Genomic DNA, 22209 nt, shown 5'->3' on the forward strand with positions numbered 1-22209 from the left:
GGCCGTGTGACGGGGGTGCTGAGCGGGTTCGCGGTGATCGCGGTCGTGATCGGGGTGGGTTATGTGCTCGGGCGGCGCGGGACGCTCGGCGAGCAGGGGCGTGCGGTCCTGACCGGCCTCGCCTTCACCGTGGCGGGCCCGGCGCTGCTGTTCACGACCCTGGCGCGGGCCGACCTGTCCACCGTCTTCTCCCGCCGGCTGCTGGTGACGGCCCTGAGCACGGCGGCGGTCGCCGGGGTCTTCGTGGCGTTCGGCGTACTGCGGCGCTGGGGCGTGGGCCGTACGACGATCGGCGCCCTGTGCTCCGGCTACGTCAACTCGGGGAACCTGGGCATCCCGATCGCCGTGTACGTGCTGGGCGACGCGTCCCTGGTGGCTCCGGTGCTGCTGTTCCAGGTCGTCCTGGTCACCCCCGTCGCCCTGACGGTCCTGGACCTGTCCGGGGCGGGCGGTAAGGGCACGGTGGCGCGGCGGCTGCTGACACCGCTGCGCAATCCGATCGCCGTGGGCTCCCTGTCCGGGGCCGTCGTGTCGGCGGCGGGCTGGCAGCTGCCCGGCCCGCTGCTGAACCCGCTCACCCTGATCGGGGACATGTCCGTGCCCGCCGCCCTGCTGGCCTTCGGCATGTCCCTGCACGGCAGCGCGGCCCCGGGCCGGGGGCGGGACCGCGGACCCGTCCTGCTGTCGGTCGCGCTCAAGTCGGTGGGGCAGCCGCTGGTGGCCTGGGTACTGGCGACAGCCGTCTTCGGGCTGCGCGGGGCCCCGCTGCTGGACGTGGTGGTGACCGCGGCCCTGCCGGGCGCCCAGAACCTGTTCACCTACGCCAGCCGCTACCGGGTGGCGGAGTCCCTGGCCCGCGAGTCGGTCCTGCTGTCGACGGTGGTGTCCGTGCCGGTGCTCGTGGGGGTGGCGGCGGCACTGGGGTGATCCCTGGTGCGGCCGGGATGACCGTGCACAGGGCCGTCCCTATCGGGGCGTCACCGGTCCCAGCATGCCGAACGGGACCGGCGCCAGTCCGCCGGTCCCGTTCACCCGCATGGGAAAACCGCAGGTCAGGAGATGCGCTCCAGCACGACCGGGGTCGCCTCGAAGGCGGTGCCCGGGGCCGCGATGTCGTACGAGCCCGCCACCGCCTCCAGCGCGTACGCGAAGCGGTCCGGGGTGTCGGTGTGCAGGGTGAGCAGGGGCTGGCCCTCGGTCACCGTGTCACCCGGCTTGGCGTGCATCTCCACGCCCGCCCCGGCCTGCACCGGGTCCTCCTTGCGGGCGCGGCCGGCGCCGAGACGCCAGGCCGCGATACCGATGTCGTAGGCGTCGAGGCGGGTGAGGACACCGGACGACGGGGCCTTGATGACGTGCTGCTCCTTCGACGTGGGCAGCTCGGCGTCCGGGTCGCCGCCCTGGGCCGCGATCATGCGCCGCCAGACGTCCATCGCGGAGCCGTCGGCCAGGGCCTTGGCCGGGTCGGCGTCCTTGATGCCCGCCGCGTCCAGCATCTCGCGGGCCAGCGCGACCGTCAGCTCCACGACGTCCGCGGGGCCGCCGCCCGCCAGGACCTCCACCGACTCGCGGACCTCCAGGGCGTTGCCCGCGGTGAGGCCGAGCGGGGTGGACATGTCCGTCAGCAGCGCGACCGTCTTCACACCGTGGTCCGTGCCGAGGCCGACCATCGTGGAGGCCAGCTCGCGGGCGTCCTCGATGGTCTTCATGAAGGCGCCCGTGCCCACCTTCACGTCCAGCACCAGGCTGCCGGTGCCCTCGGCGATCTTCTTCGACATGATCGAGGAGGCGATCAGCGGGATCGCCTCGACCGTGCCGGTGACATCGCGCAGCGCGTACAGCTTCTTGTCCGCGGGGGCCAGGCCGTCGCCCGCCGCGCAGATCACCGCGCCCGTGGTGTCGAGGACGTGCAGCATCTCCTCGTTCGAGAGCAGGGCCCGCCAGCCGGGGATCGACTCCAGCTTGTCCAGGGTTCCGCCGGTGTGGCCGAGGCCCCGGCCCGACAGCTGCGGGACGGCCGCGCCGCAGGCCGCGACCAGGGGGGCCAGCGGCAGGGTGATCTTGTCGCCGACGCCGCCGGTGGAGTGCTTGTCGGCCGTCGGACGGGACAGCGACGAGAAGTCCATGCGCTCGCCTGAGGCGATCATGGCCGCGGTCCAGCGGGCGATCTCGCGGCGGTTCATGCCGTTCAGCAGGATCGCCATGTTGAGCGCGGCCATCTGATAGTCGGCGACCTCGCCGCGGGTGTACGCGTCGATGACCCAGTCGATCTGCTGGTCGGTCAGCTCGCCGCGGTCCCGCTTGGTGCGGATGACGGAGATGGCGTCCATGGCCATGGCTGAGGGCTTCCTTCCGGGAGGTGCGATGTGTACGGCCCCCCTGAGCGGATCAGGGGGGCCGTACGGGAGTTACTTGGTGAGATGTTCCGGGCCGAAGGCCTGGGGCAGCATCTCGGAGAGCGGGACGATCCCCGCGGGGGTGTCCAGGAGCAGGCCGGGGCCGCCGAACTCGTACAGGAGCTGGCGGCAGCGACCGCACGGGACCAGCAGGGCGCCGGCGCCGTCGACGCAGGTGAAGTGGGTCAGCCGACCGCCGCCCGTGCGCTGGAGCTGCGAGACCAGACCGCACTCGGCGCACAGGCCGAGACCGTAGGAGGCGTTCTCGACGTTGCAGCCGGTGACCGTGCGGCCGTCGTCGGCCACGGCGGCGGCACCGACCGGGAAGCCCGAGTAGGGGGCGTAGGCGTGGGACATGGCCTCCCGCGCCTCGGCGCGCAGCGCCTCCCAGTCGAAGCCGGTGCCCTGCCTGGTCACTTGCCCTGGCCCTTCCGGTACCGCATGCCGTCCGCCTTCGGCATCCGCAGGCGCTGCGCGGACAGCGACAGCACCAGCAGCGTGACGACGTACGGGGTGGCGCCCACGAAGTCGCTCGGGACCTCGTCGGTGAGCAGGTACCAGACCAGGACGAGCGCGGCCATGACGGCACTGACGACGCCCTGCCACATGGCCTTCTTGTACATCTTCCACCCTGCCAGCAGGGCGAGCAGGACGACCAGCAGCAGGAGCAGCGCGTGGACCGTGACACCGCCGTTGCGCAGCTGGAGCGCGTCGGAGTAGCCGAACAGTCCGGCGCCCATCGCCAGGCCGCCGGGGCGCCAGTTGCCGAAGATCATGGCGGCGAGACCGATGTAGCCGCGGCCGCCGGTCTGGCCCTCCAGGTAGGTGTGCGAGGTGACCAGCGCGAGGAACGCGCCGCCGAGGCCGGCGAGGCCGCCGGAGACGGCCACGGCCGCGTACTTGTACCGGTAGACGTTGACGCCGAGCGACTCCGCCGCGGTCGGGTTCTCGCCGCAGGAGCGCAGCCGCAGACCGAACGGGGTGCGCCACAGCACCCACCAGCTGCCGATGAACAGCAGCACGGCGAGGATCGTCACCACGGACAGGTCGGTGACCAGACCGCCGATGATGCCGGCCAGGTCGGAGACGAGGAACCAGTGGTGCTTCTCGATCGAGGCGAGGCCGTCGGAGAGGCCGGGGATCGTGATGTCCGGCAGCGAGTCCGCGGGCGGGGACTGCTTGGGGTTGCCGCCCGCCTCCGCCGCCTTGCCGCCGGCGAAGAACAGCTTGGCGAGGTACTGGGTGGCGCCGAGCGCCAGCAGGTTGACGGCGACACCGGAGACGATGTGGTCGACGCCGAAGGTCACGGTGGCGACGGCGTGCACCAGGCCGCCGATGACACCGAAGCCGATGCCGCACAGCAGGCCGAGCCAGGGGCTGGACTGCCAGCCGATCCAGCCGGCGCCGAAGGTGCCGAGGATCATCATGCCTTCGAGGCCGATGTTGACCACACCGGCCCGCTCGGACCACAGACCGGCGAGCCCGGCGAGGCCGATGGGGACGGCGAGGCCGAGGGCGGCGGCGACCTGTCCGGCGGAGTCGAGCTGGTTGGAGCCGGTGACCATGCGCACGGCGGCGACAAGCAGCAGTGCGCCGGCGACGATCACGAGGATCTGGCCGAGCGAGCGGCCCGAGCGCTGAGGCGCGTCGCCCGCTTTGGGCGCCGCCGGCGGCGGCGCGTCGGTCATCGTGGCAGTCATCACGCCACCTCCTGCTTCTTCGTCGGGGCGGCGGCCTGGGCGGCGAGTTCGGCGCCGACGCGCTGCTGCTGGCGCTTGAGGCCGTAACGGCGCACGACCTCGTAGGCGATGACGACGCACAGGACGATGACGCCCTGGATGACGCCGAGGATTTCCTTGTCGTAGCCCTGGAACTCCAGGTGGTTGGTGGTGCGCTCGAGGAAGCCCCACAGCAGGGCGCCGAGCGCGATACCGACCGGGTTGTTGCGGCCGAGCAGCGCGATGGCGATGCCGGTGAAGCCGATGCCGGCCGGGAAGTCGTTGCTGAACGCGTGGCTGTCGTTGAGCAGGGTCGGCATGCCGATCAGACCGGCCACCGCACCCGAGATGACCATGCTGGTGGCGACCATCTTCTTCACCGAGACGCCGCTGGCGCTGGCCGCGCTCTCGGACTGGCCGACGGTGCGCAGGTCGAAGCCGAAGCGGGTGCGGCCGAGCACGAACCAGTAGGCGACACCCACCAGGACGGCGATGAAGAGGAAGCCCCACAGCTCACCGGCCGGGCCCGCGTTGATCGTGAAGAAGTACGAGGACGAGGGCAGCGGCTTGGTGGAGACGACGGTGCCGCCCTGTTCGAGCCGGGCGAGCTTCCCAGGCTGCAGCAAGTAGGCGATGATCGCGGTGGCGATCGAGTTCAGCATGATGGTCGAGATGACCTCGCTGACGCCCCGGGTCACCTTGAGGATGCCGGCGATGGCGGCCCAGAGGGCACCGGTCACCATGGCCGCGATGATGATCAGCGGGATGGCGAGCCAGCCCGGCACGGTCAGCGCGCCGCCGAGGACGGCGGCGATGAACGCGGCGAGCCGGTACTGGCCGTCGACGCCGATGTTGAACAGGTTCATGCGGAAGCCGATGGCCACCGAGACACCCGCGAGGTAGTACGTCGTCGCCTTGTTCAGGATGTAGACCTGGCTGTCGCTGGCGAAGCCGTAGGTCAGCATGTCGTTGAAGGCGGCGCCGGGGTTCTTGCCGGTCGCGAGGATCACCAGGGCGGTGACGAGGAGCGCGGCGACGACCGCCAGTACCGGCGCGGCCACGCCGAGGAGCATCCGCTCCTTGTCGATCCGTGAGGTCAGTTTCTTCATCGCTCGTCGTCCTCTGTGTGCTCCAGGTGGCCGGTGGCCGCACCCGTCATGGCGGAGCCCAGCTCTTCGGGGGTGATCGTGGCGGGGTCGGCGTCGGCGACCAGGCGGCCGCGGTACATCACCCGCAGGGTGTCGGAGAGCCCGATCAGCTCGTCCAGGTCGGCGGAGATCAGCAGCACGGCCAGGCCCTCGCGGCGGGCCTCGCGGATGTAGTCCCAGATGGCCGCCTGGGCGCCGACGTCCACACCGCGGGTGGGGTGGGCGGCGATGAGCAGCTTGGGGTGGTGGCTCATCTCGCGGCCGACGATCAGCTTCTGCTGATTGCCGCCGGACAGAGAGGCCGCGGTCACGTCGATGCCGGGGGTGCGGACGTCGTACGCCTGCACGATCCGCTCGGTGTCGGCGCGGGCCGCCTTGATGTTGAGGAGCCCGCCGCGGGAGTTGGGCTTCTCGGTGACATGGCCGAGGATGCGGTTCTCCCACAGCGGTGCTTCCAGGAGCAGCGCGTGGCGGTGGCGGTCCTCGGGGATGTAGCCGATGCCGGCCTCGCGGCGGTCGCGGGTGGGGGTCCCCGAGATGTCGGCGCCGTCGAGGGTGACGGTGCCGGTGTCGGGCCGCCGCATGCCCATGATCGCTTCGACCAGTTCGGACTGGCCGTTGCCCTCCACACCGGCGATGCCGAGGACCTCGCCCTTGTGGATGGTCAGGGAGATCTCGTCCAGGATGATCCGCTCGATGCCGTCGAGGTCGGTCTGCGACAGGTGCAGGCCGTCCAGCTTCAGCATCGGGACGTCCGTGACCGTGGACTCCTCGGTCTCGGGGGTGGGCAGCTCGCTGCCGACCATCAGCTCGGCGAGCTGCTTGGGGGTGGTGCCCCGCGGCTCGACGGTGCCGACGGTGGTACCGCGCCGGATGACGGTGATCTCGTCGGCGACGGAGAGCACCTCGCCCAGCTTGTGGGAGATGAAGATGACGGTGAGGCCCTCGGCCTTCAGCTCGCGCAGGTTGTCGAAGAGCGCGTCGACTTCCTGGGGCACGAGGACGGCGGTGGGCTCGTCCAGGATGAGGGTCTTGGCGCCGCGGTAGAGGACCTTGAGGATCTCCACGCGCTGGCGGTCGGCGACGCCCAGCTCCTCCACGAGCACGTCGGGCCGGACGTTCAGGCTGTACGCGTCCGAGATCTCCTTGATCCTGGCGCGGGCCTTGCCGCCGATGCCGTGCAGCTTCTCCGCGCCGAGGACGACGTTCTCCAGCACGGTGAGGTTGTCGGCGAGCATGAAGTGCTGGTGCACCATGCCGATGCCGCGGGCGATGGCCTCGCCGGGGTTGGCGAAGGTGACCTGTTCGCCGTTGATCGTGATGGTGCCCTCGTCCGGCTGCTGCATGCCGTAGAGGATCTTCATCAGGGTGGACTTGCCGGCGCCGTTCTCACCGCAGAGGGCATGGACGGTGCCCGTGCGGACGGTGATGTCGATGTCGCGGTTGGCCACGACGCCGGGGAAACGCTTGGTGATGCCGCGCAGTTCGACGGCAGCGGGAGGGCTGGACGCGTTGATGGCGCACTCTCCTCGGGGAAAGGGGCTGCTTAGGGGAGGTGGCAGGCGTCGGCGACGCTAGCGCGGCAACTCCGTGCTACACGCGTAGAGTTGACACATTGTTATGGCTCGGCGGGGGGCTCCGGAAGGCGCCCCCGCGCCGAGCCACAAGTCCGACGGAATCCGTCAGATCACGGGGTGGTCTTGACCTTGACCGAACCGTCGACGATCTTCTTCTTCGCCGCGTCCAGCTTGGCCTTGATGTCGTCGATGAAGCCGCCGCTCGTGGAGAGCGAGACGCCCTCCTTCTCGAGCGAGTAGGTGTTGGTGCCGGTCAGCGGCTTGCCGTCCTTGACCGACTTGACGAAGTCGTAGACACCGACGTCGACGTTCTTGACCATCGAGGTCAGGATCGAGTTCTTGTACTTGGCCAGGCCCGGGATCTGGTACTGGTCGGAGTCCACGCCGATGGCCCAGGCGCCCTTGACGCCGTTGACGGCCTCGATCGCGCCGTTGCCGGAGGAGCCGGCCGCCGAGTAGACCACGTCGGCGCCGTTGTCCAGCATGCCCTGCGCGGCCTGCTTGCCCTTGTCGGGGCTGGCGAAGCCGGAGGTGTCCGAGCCGTGGCTGAGGTACTGGGTGTCGACCTTGATCTTCGAGTTGGTGTCCTTGACGCCCTGGACGTAACCGGCCTCGAACTTCTTGATCAGCGGGCTGTCGACACCGCCGATGAAGCCGACGTGGTCCTTCTTCGTCTTCAGCGCGGCCGCGACACCGGCCAGGTAGGAGCCCTGCTCCTCGGTGAAGGTGATGCTGTCGACGTTCTTGCCGGGCACCACAGCGTCGATCAGGCCGAACGACGTCTTCGGGAACTGCTTGGCGACCTTGTCGACGGCGGGCGCGTAGGTGTAACCGACGGCGATGATCGGGTTGTAACCGGCCTGGGCCAGGTCCGAGAGGCGCTGCTCACGGTCGGCCGGGGTGTCCGAGGACTTCGCGGTCAGCTCCTTGATGGAGCCGCCGAACTCGCCCTTGGCCTTGTCGGCACCGCGCGCGGCGGAGTCGTTGAAGGAGCGGTCACCACGGCCGCCGACGTCATAGGCGAGACCGATCTTGACGCCCTTGCCGCCGCCCGTGGAGGACGAGTCGGTGTCGTTGTCGGACGAGGTGCTGCCACACGCGGTGGCAGTCATGGCGAGAGCTGCGGTGGCGATACACGCAGCGGAAAGCTTGGCTACCCGGCGCACGGGAGGCTCCTTCACCTGACCTGAGCGCCGTGTCGGCGCTTGATGGGAGCACCTTGACAGTGCCCCAGCCGAGACGCCCCCATTGGCGTCGGCTTCGCGGCATCGTAACGCGCGTAGATGTCGCAAAAAACCCCCTCGCGAAGCCGTTATCGATTCGAGGCAAACAGCGTCTGAACTCGGAATCCCGGCCTCTGCCGCCATCCTCGCGGACAGTGCACGAATGGCTCACGGGAGTGTTGCGCCGGACAGCGGAACCTCGTCCGGGGAGGCATGCGGCCCGCTGGCGGCCCCGCCGTCCGACAGCCCGATCACGCCCCTCCTTGATCGAAATCCCTTGCACTCTCCGTGCGCAGTTGACTACGTTTCCTCGAACGACCTTCGGCATCTGACCAATGCCGATCACCAACGATGGTCCACAAGAGGGGGAACTCTTGAACTTCCGCAAGTCCATCTCGGCCGCGGTCGGCCTCGGCATCACCGCCGGCGCCGCGCTCGTCGCCTTCTCGTCGTCGCCCGCTGCCGCGGAGACGACGTGCACCACGTGGAAGTCCTCCAACGGAGGCACTGCCTACGGCAAGTGCACCGGAGGGGATACTCGATTTTCCGTGCACCGGGTCTGGGCCGTGTGCATAGGGCCGGACGGTAAGAAGTTCAACCGCGAAGGCCCCTGGGTCAATACCCGCAAGGGCCAGACCTCCAAGGCGGTGTGCAGCCCGGATCCCGGACACACCGGCATCGGCGTCTACTCGATGAAGATCGAGACCGACGAACCCGTCTGACCTGAAGTCGTTGAGTGATCTTCACCCGCGTTCCCTGACCAGGGCCGTCCGGCGCAGCACCGGGCGGCCCTGCTCGCTCCGCCGGGCGCGGCTCAGCCCTGCGCCGTGTTCGGGTCCAGGAAGACGGCCGCGGTGAACAGTTCCACGCCGACCGTGATCGCGTGCTCGTCGGCGTCGAAATCGCCCTGGTGGAGATCGCGTACGGTGCGCTCGCCGGGGCGCCGCACCCCGAGCCGGGCCAGCGCGCCGGGCACGTGCTCCAGGTACCAGGAGAAGTCCTCGCCGCCGAGGCTCTGCTCGGTGCTCTCGACGGATCGCATACCGCGCCGGGCGACCATGGCGCGGCGCAGCAGCTCGGTGGACTGCCGGTCGTTGACGACGGGCGGCACCCCGCGCATGTAGTTGATCTCGGACTTGGCCCGGTGCAGGGTGGCGACCTCGTCGATGGCCGCGTGCACGATGTCGGGCGCCTCCCGCCAGGCCTCCAGGTCCAGGCAGCGCAGGGTCCCGGACAGCTCCGCGTGCTGCGGGATCACGTTCGGGGCGTGGCCGGACTCGATGCGGCCCCAGGTGAGGGCGAGACCGGCACGGGTGTCCACACGGCGGGCGATCAGCGCGGGGACGTCGAGGGCGACCCGGGCGGCGGCGGTGACCAGGTCGGTGGTCAGGTGGGGGCGTGCGGTGTGCCCGCCGGGGCCGTCGAGCGCGATTTCCAGGCGGTCGCAGGCGCTGGTGATCGGCCCGTGCCGCAGTCCGATCCGGCCGGCGTCCACCCGGGGGTCGCAGTGCACGGCGAGGATCTGGCCCACGTCGGCCAGCGCGCCGTCCGCGATGGCGTCCAGGGCGCCGCCGGGCAGCACCTCCTCGGCGGGCTGGAAGATCAGCCGCACCGGACGGGCCAGCAGGCCCTTGGCGTGCAGCTCGGCGAGGACGAGGCCGGTGCCGAGGACGACGGTGGTGTGCACGTCGTGACCGCAGGCGTGGGCGCGGTCGGGCACGGTCGACCGGTAGGGGCAGTCGACCTTGGAGTCCGGGATGGGCAGGGCGTCGATGTCGGCGCGGAACGCGAGCAGCGGCGCGGACGGCCGCTCACCCTCCGCGAGCCCGATGTCACAGACGAGTCCCGTACCGGTGCTGAGGACCCGGGGCCTGAGCCCGGCCTGCTCCAGCCGCTCCTTGATCGCGGCAGTGGTGCGGAACTCCTGGTTGCCCAGCTCGGGGTGCATGTGCAAGTCGCGGCGGAAGGCCACGAGTTCGGCGTGCAGGGACTCGCTCAGCACGCCGGGGAGCACATCACCCGAAAGGCCGGCCTCGGACTCTAGGGACATCAATTGCTTCACCCTCTGAAGGGTAGGCCGCCCGACTGATCAACTACCCCTCGATCAACAAAAGTTCAGCCCGTTAGGGGAAGAAAATCTGACCGGCGGACGCATGGCGGCGGACTCGGATGGGTAAAACATCTGTTTTCTCCTTCCACGCATACCACGCCGCACGGGGGTCCCGCTCGCGATGTCCAGGAATCGGACCCCACCCGGGCGCCGGCCCCGGGCGGCGAGGGACGCTAGAAGTGTTCGACCTTCTGGCCGTCGGGGACCTGGTAGCAGCCGGAGACGACGTCCACGCTCAGCATCGGAGGGCTGTCCTTCGCCATCTGGACGATGTGGACACTGGCCTTCTTCGCGTCGTTGTCGGCCGTGAGCCTCAGGTTCTTGTTCTTGCTGGTGTCCGGCCCGTACTCGACGATCTTCCATCCGTGCTCCGGTAGTGCCGCCCTGAGCCGTCGCATGGCTGCCTCCAGATCACCGGAGGACGCCGGGGTGAAGCTCCACGGGTGGAGGATCCGGAAGTACGTGTCCGGGTCCTTGCCGGAACACTCCGTCACCGTGGCGCGGCTGTCGGACGTCTTCCCCTTGATCCCGATCAGGTCGTAGATACCGCTGGAAAGGGCCTCCAGCTTGTCCGCGGCGTCACTCGACGTGCTCGTGCCGGCGGACGGGATGCCGGGGCTCTTGTCAGTCATGCCGCATCCGGAGATGAGGGTGAGCGTCAGGGGCACGGCGACCGCGAGGGCGCCCAGCTTGATCTTCACGTCAGGGAGTCTCTCCAACTTCACACGCGCCCGGTAACCGGGCGGCCCGAACGTCTCGGGCGGGGGCTTCAGCTCCACGTTGTCGCCCTTCCCCACGACGACCAGCGCCTGGTTCAGCAGGCTCTTGGCGGCGGGGGCCCAGTACCCCCCGTGCCCGTGGGTGTCCGTCGCCATCTGGTCGGCGCCGAAGTCCGGGTCGCTCGGGATGACGAAGCCGTCCCCGCCGTGGCCGTAGCGGCCGATGTCCGGAACCGGGTCCGCGCCGCCCTCCTCGTTCCACACGGAGCTCCGTCGTAGCCCAGCCAGGTGATCGTGGAGACGGAGTGGCCGTCGGCCTTGGAGTGGGCCGCGTCCCAGACGTCGACCCTCCGGTTGACGGTGTGTGCCGTCGAGTGACCCGTGCGCAGATCACCGGCCGCGGCACCGCCGCCCGCCTCCTGCGGCACATGGTTCGACCGCGTCCCGGCGGACCCCGCGCGCCGCGGTGTCCGCCGTCAACCGCTCCCACTCGTCCCAGGCCATGCCTGTGGACCTCCCCCGTGTTCTAGGCGAGGCTCACCGCCGCCAGTCGGTGGACGTCCCGGGCGGTGCCGGTCACGCCGGAGAGGAAGCCCTGGGCCCGTGGCGAGGCGGTGTCCGTGAGCCAGGTGGGGTCGATGTCGCAGACCGCCACGCGGACGCCGGTACCGGCCAGGGCCAGCGGGAGGGTGTGGACGACCGTGGAGGGGAAGCTGAGGATCGTCCGGCCGATGGGGCCGCGGCGGGCGATCAGTTCCAGGGGGAGGTCCGGGCGGACTATCTCCAGCCCCGTCTCGACGGCGAGGCGGTGCAGTTTGTCGGTGCTCTCGCGGCGGTGGGCGAAGTAGCGGGTGGCGCCGTGCGCCTTGGCCAGGTTGCGGACGGCCTCCAGATAGCGGTCGCCGTCCACCACACCGGTCTCCACCAGGGAGGTGCCGACCATGTCCGCGCCCTTGGTGATGCGCGGCGGCCCGAAGCGGGCCCGGGTCCAGGCGAAGTCGTTGGCGGTGACGGTGACGCCCTCGGGGGTCTCCGTGACCGGCATGGAGGAGAAGACCTCGACGCGGCGCCGGTCGCTCGGGGTGAGGCGGCGGCGGGCCGAGGAGGAGACGGGGGCGAAGAGCAGGTCGCGGGCGCCGGGCCGGCCGCCCTTGCGGTGCCAGCGGACCAGGCGTTCGCCGCGGGCCAGCTGGGCGACGAACTCCATCGTCGCCGTGCCGTCGTCGACCACCACCAGGTCCCTGGCCCGGGTGATCGTCAGCAGCAGCTGGACATAGCGGGAGAACGGGTCTCCCATGACGATGCGGTCGGCGCGGCGGAGGGGTCCCGCCAGCCCGCCGATGGTGTGGAAGGGCGCGGTCGTACCGCCCCGCGCCTCCTCCCAGCGCACCCGGTACCCCTCGTCCCGGGCCAGGTCCGCCATGCGGCGCAGCTGGCCCCGGGTCATGGGGTCGGTCGGGGACAGGACGACGACGGTGAGCTCCGCGCCGGCCGCCGGGTTCACACCGGCCACCGTGCGCCGTATCTGCGTGGGTACGGACGGCAGGCCGTCCGGATCCGTGCTGTGCAGGCCGTGCAGGTGCGCCCACTCCAGTACGTTCAGCAGCTGGACCGGGCTCTCCACGAAGGCGAGCGTGCGGGCAGGGTGGCCGGCATGACCGGCACGGGGGCTCATCGTCGTACGACCGTCCCGTCGTAGGGCAGTTAAGGCGATCAGGGTGCTCAGACCGAGACCGGCTCGCCCGCGGCCGCGGCGATCTCCGCCTCGGCGACGGCGCCGGCGACGCGGCGCAGCTTCTTCATCGGGCCCAGCTCGGAGTCGTAGACCTTCTTGACGCCGTCGCCGAGGGAGGCCTCGATGGTGCGGATGTCGCGGACGAGGCGGACGAGGCCCTGCGGCTCCACGGAGGCGGCCTGGTCGGAGCCCCACATGGCGCGGTCGAGGGTGATGTGGCGCTCGACGAAGACGGCGCCGAGGGCGACGGCGGCCAGCGTGGTCTGCAGGCCCGTCTCGTGGCCGGAGTAGCCGATCGGGACGTTCGGGAACTCCTTCTCCAGCGTGTTGATCACGCGGAGGTTCAGCTCCTCGGCCTTGGCCGGGTAGGTGGAGGTGGCGTGGCACATGAGGATGTTGTCGCTGCCCAGGACCTCGACCGCGTGGCGGATCTGCTTCGGGGTCGACATGCCGGTGGAGAGGATGACCGTGCGGCCGGTGGCGCGCAGGGCCTTCAGCAGCTCGTCGTCGGTCAGGGAGGCGGAGGCCACCTTGTGGGCGGGGATGTCGAACTTCTCCAGGAAGGCGACGGCCTCGGTGTCCCACGGGGAGGCGAACCAGTCGATCCCCTTCTCCTTGCAGTACTCGTCGATCTGGCGGTACTCGTCCTCACCGAACTCCACGCGGTGGCGGTAGTCGATGTAGGTCATCCGGCCCCAGGGGGTGTCGCGCTCGATGTCCCACTGGTCGCGGGGGGTGCAGATCTCGGGGGTGCGCTTCTGGAACTTCACCGCGTCGCAGCCGGCCTCGACGGCCACATCGATCAGCTTGAAGGCGTTCTCCAGCTCACCGTTGTGGTTGATGCCGATCTCGCCGCAGATGTAGACGGGCTTGCCGGGGCCGACCTCGCGCGAACGGAACGTGCGCAGACGGGAGTTGGTGCTCATCAGGGGGTGTCCTTACTTGGGGAGGGAATCGAGAGAGGGGCCGAGGATCCAGCTGGCGATCTCTCGGATCGCGCCGTCACCGCCGGGGACCGTGGTGACCGCGCGTGCGGCGCCGCGTACGACGTCGTGAGCGCTCGCGACCGCCACGGGCCAGCCGACGAGGGCGAAGCACGGGAGGTCGTTGACGTCGTTGCCGACGTAGAGCACGCGCTCCGGCGCGATGCCCTGCTCCTCGCACCACTGCTTCAGCGCGAGGTCTTTCCGGTCGATGCCGTGCAGCACGGGGATCTGCAGCTTCCGTGCGCGGGCGGCGACGACCGGGTTCTGTTCCGTGGACAGGATCAGCATCTTCAGGCCGCTCCTGCGGAGGGCTGCGACACCGAGTCCGTCACCGCGGTGCACGGCGACGATCTCCCGTCCGTCGGAGTCGATCAGCACCCGGTCGTCCGTCTGGGTGCCGTCGAAGTCCAGTACGACCGCGTCCACGTCGTCGGCGGTCGGCAGCGAACCGGGGCGGTCCGCGTCGAAGAGGGGGGCCAGGGCCCGGGCCCGCGCCAGGTCGTGCGGGTCGTCGATCTCCAGCACCCGGGCTGGGTCGGTGCGGACCAGCTCGGTGTGGCCGAAGAAGCGGTGGCTGTGCTCGCGGAAGCCGGCCGCGTCCATCGCGTAGGCGGCGCCGGTCTCCAGGTAGTCCTGGGGGCGGTCCTGGCGGCGCGGGCGGTAGGACTTGTCGTGGTTGACGCCCACCCCGCCCTCGGTCTCCACCTCGGCGTCGCGCCAGATGAAGCCGTGGAAGGGGGCCACCGTGACGGCGGTGTCGGCGCCGTTCTCGGCGACCGCGGCGACGACCGCGTCGATGTCCTCGCGGATCAGGAACGGGCTGGTGCACTGCACGAGCAGGACCACGTCGACCGCCGCGCCGTGCAGCGCCTCGTGGGCGTCCATGGCGTGCAGGACCGCTGCCTCCGAGGTGGCGGTGTCGCCGGCGATGGCGGCGGGCCGCAGCACGACCTCGGCGCCGGCCTGCCGGGCGGCGGTGGCGATCGCCTGGTCGTCGGTGGACACGACGACATCGGTCACCAGCCGGGTCGCCCGGCACTCGCGCACCGCGCGCGCCACCAGCGGGACACCGCCCACGGGGGCGAGGTTCTTCGCGGGCACGCCCTTGGAGCCGCCGCGCGCGGGGATCACCGCGAGCACCCGGCGGACCGGAGTGCGTGGGCCCGCTTCCGAGTCGGTCATGGGGTCTACTCCTTGGAAAGTGGTCACAGCTCGCCCATCCGCCGGATCACGGGGGCGACCCGCTGGACGCCGTGGCGGTAGGCGCCGCGAGCGGCCCGGCGCACGATCTGCCGGACGGGGCCCGGCTCCTTGTCGGCGGCCGGGGCACCGGGCAGCGGGACGCCGTCGGGGCCGAGGTGGTGGCGGGCGAGGATGCCGGGCAGATAGCCGGGGGCGGTCTCGGGGGTGTAGTAGGGGTTCAGCGGCGGCAGGCCGCCCGGCCGGTCCAGCAGCGCGGCGATCCGCTCGCGGGCGGCGTCGAAGGCGGTCTCGTACGAGCCGTCGGCGGCGACACCCTGCCGGGCCACCCACTCCTCGTCCGCCGCCGGCCGGTGCCCGGCGTCGAGCTGGTCCCAGGAGGCGAGGCAGCCGGAACCGGTGAAGTGGTGGTTGCCGAGCACCTCGCGGACCCCGAGGTCGGTGAGGACGGCCGTGGGTACACGGCGGTGCAGGGCCTCGAGGGCGGCCGTGGAGCTGACCGTGACGAGCAGGTCGGTACGGTCGAGCACCTCGCCCATGTGCCCGTACACCAGCTGGAAGTTGGCGGGCACGTCCCTGCCCTGGACCAGCTTCTGGTACGGCAGTTCCTCGATGTGCGTGGTGTGCTCGCCGGGCTTGGAGCGCAGCTTGAGCAGCACCTCGCGCTCGGGGTGCCTGCGGGCGTGCTCGATCAGCCGGTCGAGCAGGTAGGCACGGTCGCGGCGGCTGTCCGGCACGGACGGCTGGGCCGCGAACACCACGGTGTACGGCTCGTGTTCGCCGGTGTAGGGCCGGCCGCCCAGGAAGGGCAGCGCGACCTCGGTGACCGAGGCGGCGTCGGCGCCCACTCCCTCGTACACGGCCCGGAAACGGTCCGCGTCATGGCGGGAGTTGGCGAGGACGAGGTCCGCGCCGTGGCGCAGCAGCAGCCCGTCGGCGAGCTTCTCGTAGACCACGCCGACATAGCCGGTGACGACGACGGGACGCTTCCCGGCGCCCCAGGCGGCGCGCAGTCCGTGCAGCATCGCCTGGACGCCGCCGCCCACCAGGGCTATGACGAGGACGTCGCAGGGCTCCTCGGTCATCGCGCGGAGGAACTCGACGCCGGTGACCTCGCGCAGGGAGTCGGCCTGGACGCCGACCTCCGTCAGCTGGCGGGCGGTCGGGGTGGCTCGTCCCCGAAGGAGGTATCCGTCGAGCCGGACCTCGGCAGCCGCCGGAGTGAGGCGCTGCGCGGTGAGCGCGCCCCACTTCCACCGGGTGTCGGAGTCCGCCAGGACGGCGACCCGCAGAGACTTCGTTGCACTTGCTGGCACGTCGAAGACGCTAGGAAGCGATTCCGAGGTTCCGCCCAACCCGAACACAACAAACGGTTAACAGCACATCGCCGAATGGCGAATCCGGCCCCGAATGGGGCTGGGGCAAGCCCAGTTAACAGCTTCGCCACACTTCGTTCACCTGATATAAAGGATCCCGTCAAGACGAATGACGGGCCGCCGCCTAACGTCCGTGACGTGGTCAAGCTCTCCGTCATCGTGCCGTTCTACAACGTGCAGCAATACGCGCCGGACACTCTGAGGAGCCTCAGTGCGAACGCGCGTGACGACTTCGAATTCATTCTCGTCGACGACTGTTCCCGCGACGGGACACCAGACATTCTCGCGCGCGCAGAACGCGAGCTGCCGGGGGCGGTCCTCGTCCGGCACGAGAAGAACGGGGGGCTCGCCACCGCCCGTAACACCGGCATGGACCGGGCGCGCGGCGAGTACCTGACGTTCCTGGACGGTGACGACTGGCTCGCCCCCGGCTACTACGAGCAGCTGCTCGGCGCCATCGAGGGACTGGGCTGCGACTTCCTGCGCACCGACCATGTGCAGTGCACCACACGGGCGCGCAGTGTGCACCGGGTGCCCGTGGGCCGGCGCAACGTGGTGCTGGACCCGCGGGAGGTGATCCTGCCCGCCGACCGCTCGACCTCCGTCGACTACGCCTTCGCCTGGGCGGGCGTCTACCACCGCCGGCTGCTGGACAAGGGCCTGCTGCACTTCACCGACGGGCTGCGCACGGCCGAGGACCGGCCGTGGATCTGGAAGCTGCACCGCGAGGCGGAATCCTTCGCCGTGGTGAACCTGCTGGGTGTCTTCTACCGGCGCGGCGTCGCCTCGTCGCTGACCCAGATCGGTGATGTCCGCCAGCTCGACTTCATCCGCGCGTTCGATCAGGTGATCGAGGAGACCGCCACGGACCGGGATGCCGACGCCCTGCTGCCGAAGGCCGTCCGCACGTACTGCGCCATCATTTCCCATCACCTGGGATCCATCGAAAGGTTCGAGCCCGCCGTGGCGAAGCAGCTGAAATCCATGAGTGCGGATGCGCTGCGGCGCATGCCGCAGGCCGTGCTGGACGACGCGCTGGACTCGATGGACCTCCAGCGCGCCACCAAGCTGCGCCGGCTGCGCCGCCGGGCCGCCGCCGCGGGAGCCGCCGCATGACCACTCAGATCTTCCAGGCGTCGACGCTGTACGGCACGGCCACGCTCGCCGCGGCCCTGGACTCCGGCCGCTTCGCCGCCGCCGACCGGCGGATCCTGCTGGTCTGCAACAACGCGGCCACCCCGGAGACGACCCCCGCCCTGAACGAGATGCCCGGCTTCGAGCGGCTGCGCGACCGCTTCGACGACGTGATCTCGTACAACGAGACCATCTTCCCCTTCCACCCCGGTGGCTGGGCGCCCCGCGCGGACGATCTGCCGCTGTGGGAGCGCTTCCTGCGCCACGAGTGGGAACTGGGCGACGACGACGTGCAGTTGGCCGTCGAGTCGATCCAGGTCAACCCCTCGCTCGCGCTCGCCCAGATCTTCGTCGGCGCCCCGGTCACGGTCTACGCCGACGGCCTGATGAGCTACGGCCCGACCCGCAACAAGATCGACCCGCTGGTCGGCACCCGCGTGGACCGCGTGCTCCACCTCGACCTGGTACCCGGCCTGAAGCCGCTGCTGCTGACCGAGTTCGACGTGCCCGCCGAGGTCCTGCCGACGGCCGACTTCCTCAAGACGCTCGCCGAGCTGGCGCCCCTCGGTGACGACCTGCCGCCGGTCGAGGAGCCGGCCCTGCTGCTGGGCCAGTACCTCTCCGCACTGGACATCCTCACCGCCGAGGAGGAGGAGGACCTGCACGTGCGGATGCTGCGCGGCGCGGTCCGGCTCGGCCACTCGAAGGTGGTGTTCAAGCCGCATCCCTCCGCCCCGGCCCGCTTCACCCGCTCGCTGGAGCAGGAGGCGGACAAGCTCGGGGTCGGCCTGACCGTCCTCGACACACCGCTCCTCGCCGAGGTGCTGTACCAGCGGTTGCGCCCGGCGCTGGTCGTCGGCTGCTTCTCCACCGCCCTGCTGACCGCTTCCGCGCTGTTCAACCTGCCCGTCGCGCGCGTCGGCACCGAGCTGCTGCTGGAGCGGCTGACGCCGTTCGAGAACAGCAACCGCATCCCCGTCACCATCGTCGACGCGCTGCTGCCCGACCTGGGCGACGCGGCGGCGGTCACCGAGCAGCGCCAGGGCACGGACGTGACGGCGCTGGGCAAGCTGGTGCGCGCCGTCGGTTTCGCGATGCAGCCGAAGATCCTGCCGAGGCTGCGCGAGGAGACCGAGGAGTTCCTCGCGGCCCACCTGAACGTCAAGACGCTGCGCTACTTCAAGCGCAGGCGTCTGACCTCGCTGGCGCTGCCGGGCGGGCTGCCCGCCCAGATGTCGTTCATCCCCCGCAACGCCACCGTCCGCCGGGTGGCACGCAAGGCGCGCAACCTGCGCCGGTCCGTCCGCCGCTGACCTCTTTCCCTCTCCCCGGGGCGGGCCCGCGACCGGGCCCGCCTCCCTTTTTTGCCCGACCGTCGGCCCCGTTAATTCAAAGTGACTTGACGGCAAACCGATCCGAACGGGCAGGAGAACAGCTGGAATATCGATCACGTTCTATTCCGTGATTCACCCAAGTGACGGCTGCCCGATCCCTCACTCCAGGGATATTCACAAGAATTCTCTAATGGTCAGCGCATGTTCGGGTAAGCGCCGAACACCATGTCTGCCGCATCCCCCGCTTTCGTCGCCCCCGCCCCCGCCCCCGTGCCGGCGGGAGCCACCGCCCGCTCCACCGAGGGCCGCCCCGCCCCCGGCGGACGCCGCAGCCGCCTGCTCGCCCTCGACGGCCTGCGGCTGCTGGCCGCGCTGATGGTCTGCGTCTACCACTACACCGGACGCGGCGGCACGGTCTCCGAGTCCTGGCACCGGACGCCGTCCCAGCTGTTCCCGACCCTGTCCCAGGGGGCCGTCTACGGCTGTCTGGGCGTGCAGTTCTTCTTCGTCATCAGCGGATTCGTCATCTGCATGAGCAGTTGGGGCCGCACGCTCGGCGACTTCTTCCGCTCCCGGGTCGCCCGCCTCTACCCCGCCTACTGGGTCGCCCTGGCGCTGATCACCGCCGCGTCCCTCGCCTGGCCGGCCGTCACTCGTGCCGTACGGCCGGACGAGTTCCTGGTCAACCTGACCATGTTCCAGCAGCCGATGGGCGCACCGCGTGTGCTCGGCGTGTGCTGGACCCTCTGGGTCGAGGTCCGCTTCTACGCGCTGTTCGCCCTGCTCGTCGTCGTGCGCGGGGTCACCTACCGCCGGGTGGTGCTGTTCTGCGGCGGGTGGACCCTGGCGGCCGTCCTCTGCCGCACCGCCGGCAGTGAGCTGCTCGACCAGCTCGTCATGCCCGACTACGCCCCGTTCTTCATCGGCGGTCTCGCCCTCTACCTCATCCACCGCTTCGGCAGCGACCTGCTGCTGTGGGGCCTGGTCGTCACCTCCTGGCTGCTCGGCCAGTACACCGCCACCAGCGGACTGTGGCACGAGGGCGCCCACGGCGGGTCCGTGCGCAGCCCCTACGTCATCCTGCTGATCGTCACCCTGGCCTTCGCCGCCGTCGCCGCCGTGGCCCTGGGCTGGACCGGCCGGGCCAACTGGCCCTGGCTGGCGACGGCAGGCGCGCTGACCTACCCCTTCTACCTGGTCCACGAGCACCTGGGCTGGTTCGTCATCCGCGCCCTGCGCCAGGAACTCGGCCTGGCCGCGTGGCCGACGCTCGGGGCGACGGTCACCGCCATGCTGGCGCTGGCCTGGCTGATGTACCGCTTCGTGGAGAAACCGTTCGGCCCGCGTCTCAAGAGAGCGCTGAAGAGGTCCCGTCCACCCGGCTCGCGGCTGTAGTTCCCGAAGGGGCGTTGCGGCCGGGCTCTCTCCTGGGGGGCGCCGCGACCGTGCTCAGCCGGTCCCGTACCGCGCCCCGATGCCCGCGATCAGCAGGGCGAGTCCCTCCTCGAACTGCCGGTCGTACCCCTCGAAGAGCAGCTGCCCGGCCTCCGCGGCGAGCGGGTAGCCGGCCAGGCGCCGGGCGCGCTCCTCGACGTCGTACCCCTCGCGGCGCTCGCCCGGCAGCGGCTGCACGCCCTGCTCCTCGATGACGAAGCCGACGGTGTACGCGTGCGCCGCGCGGCCCGCGTCGACCGCCTGGGCGAGCGTGAAACCGGCCCCCGTCAGCAGGCGCAGGTTCGCCTCCAGCTCACCGGCGTGGTCCGCGCCCGTGAAGCGCGAGCCGCTGAAGACCCGGGCGCCGTCCCGGTAGCCGAGCAGCGCGGTCCGCAGTCCGCGGTTGGACTTCAGCAGCCGTTCCTGCCACGTGTCGGCGGGGTCGAGCGTGACGCCGGCGACCATCCGCCGGTACATCTCCGTCGCCATCTCGTCCAGCAGCGCCTGCTTGTCCTTGAAGTGCCAGTACAGGGCGGGCGCCTTGACGTCCAGTTCCTTGGCGATGGCCCGCAGGGTCAGTCCCTCCAGGCCGCCTTCGTTCAGCAGCCGCAACGCCGTGTCGGCGACGCGTCCGCGGTCCAGGGGTGCGCGTTTCTCGGGGCTCACACTTGACAGCTTAACAGCGTTAAGGGCACTCTCGTGGACGACGGCACTTAACGGCGTTAAGGAGATATGGCATGAACGTCGCGGATGTTCTGATCGTCGGCGCGGGCCCGACCGGCCTGGCCCTCGGCATCGACCTCGCCCGGCGCGGAGTGGAGGCGCTGGTGGCCGAGCGGGGGGACGGCCTGTTCCCCGGCTCGCGCGGCAAGGGCATCCAGCCGCGCACCCAGGAGGTCTTCGACGACCTCGGCGTCCTGGACGCCGTCCGCGCGGCCGGCGGGCCCTACCCGGCGCGGATGTTCTGGAAGGACGGCGAGCGCCTGGAGGAGCAGCAGCTGTTCGAGGAGATCCCGGCGGACGAGGGCACGCCGTACACCGAGCCGCTGATGGTCCCGCAGTGGCGGACCCAGCAGGTCCTGCACGCGCGGCTGGCCGAACTGGGCGGCCGGGTGGCCTTCGGGCAGGAGGTGACGGGCCTGGCGCAGGACGACGAGGGCGTGACCGTGCGGTTCGCGGACGGCACGGCCCGGCGCGCGCGGTACGTGGTCGCGGCCGACGGCGGACGCTCGGTGGTCCGGCGCGCGCTGGGCGTGGGCATGACCGGGGAGACGGTCGACCCGGCGCCGTTCCTGGTGGCGGACGTGCGGGTGCGCGGGCTCGAGCGGGACAACTGGCACACGTTCGCGGCCGACGACGGCACCGGTCTGATGCTGTGCCCGCTCCCCGGCACGGAGGACTTCCAGCTGGCCGCGCGGGTCGCGGACGGCGAGCAGACCGATCTGTCGCTGGACGGCCTGCGCGGGCTGGTCGACCGGTACACGCACCTGGCCGCCGAGGACGTGACGGAGCTGCACTGGGCGTCCGACTTCCGGCCGCGCGCGGCACTGGCGGACCGGTTCCGGGTGGGCCGGGTCCTCCTCGCCGGGGACGCGGCGCATGTGCACTCACCGGCCGGCGGGCAGGGCCTGAACACCAGCGTGCAGGACGCCTACAACCTGGGCTGGAAGCTGGGCGCCGTACTGCGGGACGGTGCGCCCGAGGCGCTGCTCGGCACGTACGAGGAGGAGCGGCGGGCGAACGCCGCGGCCATGCTGGACCTGTCGACGGGCGTGCACCGCGGGGAGGTGCGGCGCGGACGGGCGACGGTCCAGCTGGGGCTCGGCTACCGTGAGTCGTCGCTCAGCGCGGACGCCCGCACGGCCCCGGCCGGGCTGCGCGCGGGCGACCGGGCGCCGGACGGCACGGTGGCCGGCGTACGGCTCTTCGACGCCTTCCGGGGGCCGCACTGGACGCTGCTGGGGGCCTCGGCGCCCGGGGTCCGCTCGCTCCCGGCGGCCCCGGACTCGTACGGCCGGGGCGTCTTCCTCGTCCGGCCGGACGGGTACGTGGGCTGGGCCGGCGACACGGCGGCCGGACTGGACGCCTACCTCGCCCGGGTCGGCCGCCGCTGAACCCC

19 protein-coding genes are annotated in these 22209 nt (G+C 70.9%); 6 read left to right on the plus strand and 13 right to left on the minus strand.

The genetic code is table 11. The features are described from left to right. Positions 1-6 precede the first annotated feature (6 nt). Positions 7-927 (plus strand): AEC family transporter, encoded by a 921-nt coding sequence (locus tag ACF073_RS02430; protein WP_392066115.1) that lies wholly within the window; start codon positions 7-9, stop codon positions 925-927. A gap of 125 nt (positions 928-1052) precedes the next feature. Here the strand turns inward: ACF073_RS02430 and ACF073_RS02435 are convergent, their stop codons facing one another. The 6 genes from ACF073_RS02435 to ACF073_RS02460 form a co-directional block, all read right to left on the minus strand. After that, a complete protein-coding gene (locus ACF073_RS02435) occupies positions 1053-2336 on the minus strand; it encodes a thymidine phosphorylase (RefSeq protein ID WP_392066117.1) in 1284 nt (427 codons plus the stop codon). A 72-nt stretch (positions 2337-2408) separates the two neighbouring features. Continuing rightward, the gene (locus ACF073_RS02440) at positions 2409-2813 is read right to left on the minus strand and encodes a cytidine deaminase (RefSeq protein WP_392066118.1); all 405 of its coding nucleotides are present in this window, start codon (positions 2811-2813) and stop codon (positions 2409-2411) included. Continuing rightward, positions 2810-4096, minus strand: a complete 1287-nt coding sequence (locus ACF073_RS02445) for an ABC transporter permease (RefSeq protein ID WP_392066120.1) — start codon at positions 4094-4096, stop codon at positions 2810-2812. Before ACF073_RS02445 ends, ACF073_RS02440 begins: the two co-directional genes overlap by 4 nt. Further along, the gene (locus ACF073_RS02450) at positions 4096-5223 is read right to left on the minus strand and encodes an ABC transporter permease (protein WP_392066122.1); all 1128 of its coding nucleotides are present in this window, start codon (positions 5221-5223) and stop codon (positions 4096-4098) included. The genes ACF073_RS02445 and ACF073_RS02450 overlap by 1 nt, the downstream gene beginning before the upstream one ends. Then, entirely contained in the window at positions 5220-6713 is a 1494-nt protein-coding gene (locus ACF073_RS02455; RefSeq protein ID WP_392066124.1) for an ABC transporter ATP-binding protein, read from the minus strand. Before ACF073_RS02455 ends, ACF073_RS02450 begins: the two co-directional genes overlap by 4 nt. Before the next feature lie 236 nt (positions 6714-6949). After that, positions 6950-8005, minus strand: a complete 1056-nt coding sequence (locus tag ACF073_RS02460) for a BMP family protein (protein ID WP_392066126.1) — start codon at positions 8003-8005, stop codon at positions 6950-6952. Positions 8006-8397: 392 nt separating this feature from the next. Between ACF073_RS02460 and ACF073_RS02465 the strand changes: the two genes are divergently transcribed. Further along, a complete protein-coding gene (locus ACF073_RS02465) occupies positions 8398-8784 on the plus strand; it encodes a hypothetical protein (RefSeq protein ID WP_392066128.1) in 387 nt (128 codons plus the stop codon). 92 nt (positions 8785-8876) lie between these two features. Here ACF073_RS02465 and ACF073_RS02470 read toward each other — a convergent pair whose 3' ends face one another. The 6 genes from ACF073_RS02470 to ACF073_RS02495 form a co-directional block, all read right to left on the minus strand. Then, on the minus strand, positions 8877-10112 hold the full coding sequence (locus ACF073_RS02470) for an amidohydrolase (protein WP_392066130.1): 1236 nt from the start codon (positions 10110-10112) through the stop codon (positions 8877-8879). 233 nt (positions 10113-10345) lie between these two features. Then, positions 10346-11155, minus strand: coding sequence for a hypothetical protein (locus ACF073_RS02475; RefSeq protein ID WP_392066132.1), 810 nt, complete (start codon positions 11153-11155; stop codon positions 10346-10348). A gap of 262 nt (positions 11156-11417) precedes the next feature. Continuing rightward, entirely contained in the window at positions 11418-12566 is a 1149-nt protein-coding gene (locus ACF073_RS02480; protein WP_392066134.1) for a hypothetical protein, read from the minus strand. Positions 12567-12613: 47 nt separating this feature from the next. Further along, a complete protein-coding gene (locus tag ACF073_RS02485; protein WP_392066136.1) occupies positions 12614-13552 on the minus strand; it encodes an N-acetylneuraminate synthase family protein in 939 nt (312 codons plus the stop codon). A gap of 12 nt (positions 13553-13564) precedes the next feature. Next, a complete protein-coding gene (locus tag ACF073_RS02490; protein WP_392066138.1) occupies positions 13565-14794 on the minus strand; it encodes a cytidylyltransferase domain-containing protein in 1230 nt (409 codons plus the stop codon). A 23-nt stretch (positions 14795-14817) separates the two neighbouring features. Then, positions 14818-16128, minus strand: coding sequence for a DUF6716 putative glycosyltransferase (locus ACF073_RS02495; RefSeq protein ID WP_392066140.1), 1311 nt, complete (start codon positions 16126-16128; stop codon positions 14818-14820). A gap of 198 nt (positions 16129-16326) precedes the next feature. Here ACF073_RS02495 and ACF073_RS02500 point away from each other — a divergent pair, with 198 nt between their 5' ends. The 3 genes from ACF073_RS02500 (at position 16327) to ACF073_RS02510 (ending at position 20051) form a co-directional block, all read left to right on the plus strand. After that, positions 16327-17304 (plus strand): glycosyltransferase family 2 protein, encoded by a 978-nt coding sequence (locus ACF073_RS02500; RefSeq protein ID WP_392066142.1) that lies wholly within the window; start codon positions 16327-16329, stop codon positions 17302-17304. Further along, positions 17301-18635 carry an alpha-2,8-polysialyltransferase family protein gene (locus ACF073_RS02505; protein ID WP_392066144.1) on the plus strand — a complete coding sequence of 445 codons (1335 nt, stop codon included), beginning with the start codon at positions 17301-17303 and terminating at the stop codon, positions 18633-18635. Before ACF073_RS02500 ends, ACF073_RS02505 begins: the two co-directional genes overlap by 4 nt. A gap of 246 nt (positions 18636-18881) precedes the next feature. Beyond that, positions 18882-20051, plus strand: a complete 1170-nt coding sequence (locus ACF073_RS02510; RefSeq protein WP_392066146.1) for an acyltransferase family protein — start codon at positions 18882-18884, stop codon at positions 20049-20051. A gap of 54 nt (positions 20052-20105) precedes the next feature. Here the strand turns inward: ACF073_RS02510 and ACF073_RS02515 are convergent, their stop codons facing one another. After that, positions 20106-20756 (minus strand): TetR/AcrR family transcriptional regulator C-terminal domain-containing protein, encoded by a 651-nt coding sequence (locus ACF073_RS02515; RefSeq protein WP_392066148.1) that lies wholly within the window; start codon positions 20754-20756, stop codon positions 20106-20108. Positions 20757-20827: 71 nt separating this feature from the next. Here ACF073_RS02515 and ACF073_RS02520 point away from each other — a divergent pair, with 71 nt between their 5' ends. After that, the gene (locus ACF073_RS02520) at positions 20828-22204 is read left to right on the plus strand and encodes an FAD-dependent monooxygenase (RefSeq protein ID WP_392066150.1); all 1377 of its coding nucleotides are present in this window, start codon (positions 20828-20830) and stop codon (positions 22202-22204) included. Positions 22205-22209: the final 5 nt, after the last annotated feature.

Source organism: Streptomyces sp. NPDC015171 (assembly GCF_043079545.1).
Taxonomy (GTDB): domain Bacteria; phylum Actinomycetota; class Actinomycetes; order Streptomycetales; family Streptomycetaceae; genus Streptomyces.

Coding starts and splice junctions, on each gene's coding strand:
- ACF073_RS02435 (WP_392066117.1), bottom strand. CDS start 2,336: ATGGCCATGGACGCCATCTCCGTCATCCGCACCAAGCGGGACCGCGGC.
- ACF073_RS02445 (WP_392066120.1), bottom strand. CDS start 4,096: ATGACTGCCACGATGACCGACGCGCCGCCGCCGGCGGCGCCCAAAGCG.
- ACF073_RS02450 (WP_392066122.1), bottom strand. CDS start 5,223: ATGAAGAAACTGACCTCACGGATCGACAAGGAGCGGATGCTCCTCGGC.
- ACF073_RS02465 (WP_392066128.1), top strand. CDS start 8,398: ATGCCGATCACCAACGATGGTCCACAAGAGGGGGAACTCTTGAACTTC.
- ACF073_RS02470 (WP_392066130.1), bottom strand. CDS start 10,112: ATGTCCCTAGAGTCCGAGGCCGGCCTTTCGGGTGATGTGCTCCCCGGC.
- ACF073_RS02480 (WP_392066134.1), bottom strand. CDS start 12,566: ATGAGCCCCCGTGCCGGTCATGCCGGCCACCCTGCCCGCACGCTCGCC.
- ACF073_RS02485 (WP_392066136.1), bottom strand. CDS start 13,552: ATGAGCACCAACTCCCGTCTGCGCACGTTCCGTTCGCGCGAGGTCGGC.
- ACF073_RS02490 (WP_392066138.1), bottom strand. CDS start 14,794: ATGACCGACTCGGAAGCGGGCCCACGCACTCCGGTCCGCCGGGTGCTC.
- ACF073_RS02505 (WP_392066144.1), top strand. CDS start 17,301: ATGACCACTCAGATCTTCCAGGCGTCGACGCTGTACGGCACGGCCACG.
- ACF073_RS02510 (WP_392066146.1), top strand. CDS start 18,882: ATGTCTGCCGCATCCCCCGCTTTCGTCGCCCCCGCCCCCGCCCCCGTG.
- ACF073_RS02520 (WP_392066150.1), top strand. CDS start 20,828: ATGAACGTCGCGGATGTTCTGATCGTCGGCGCGGGCCCGACCGGCCTG.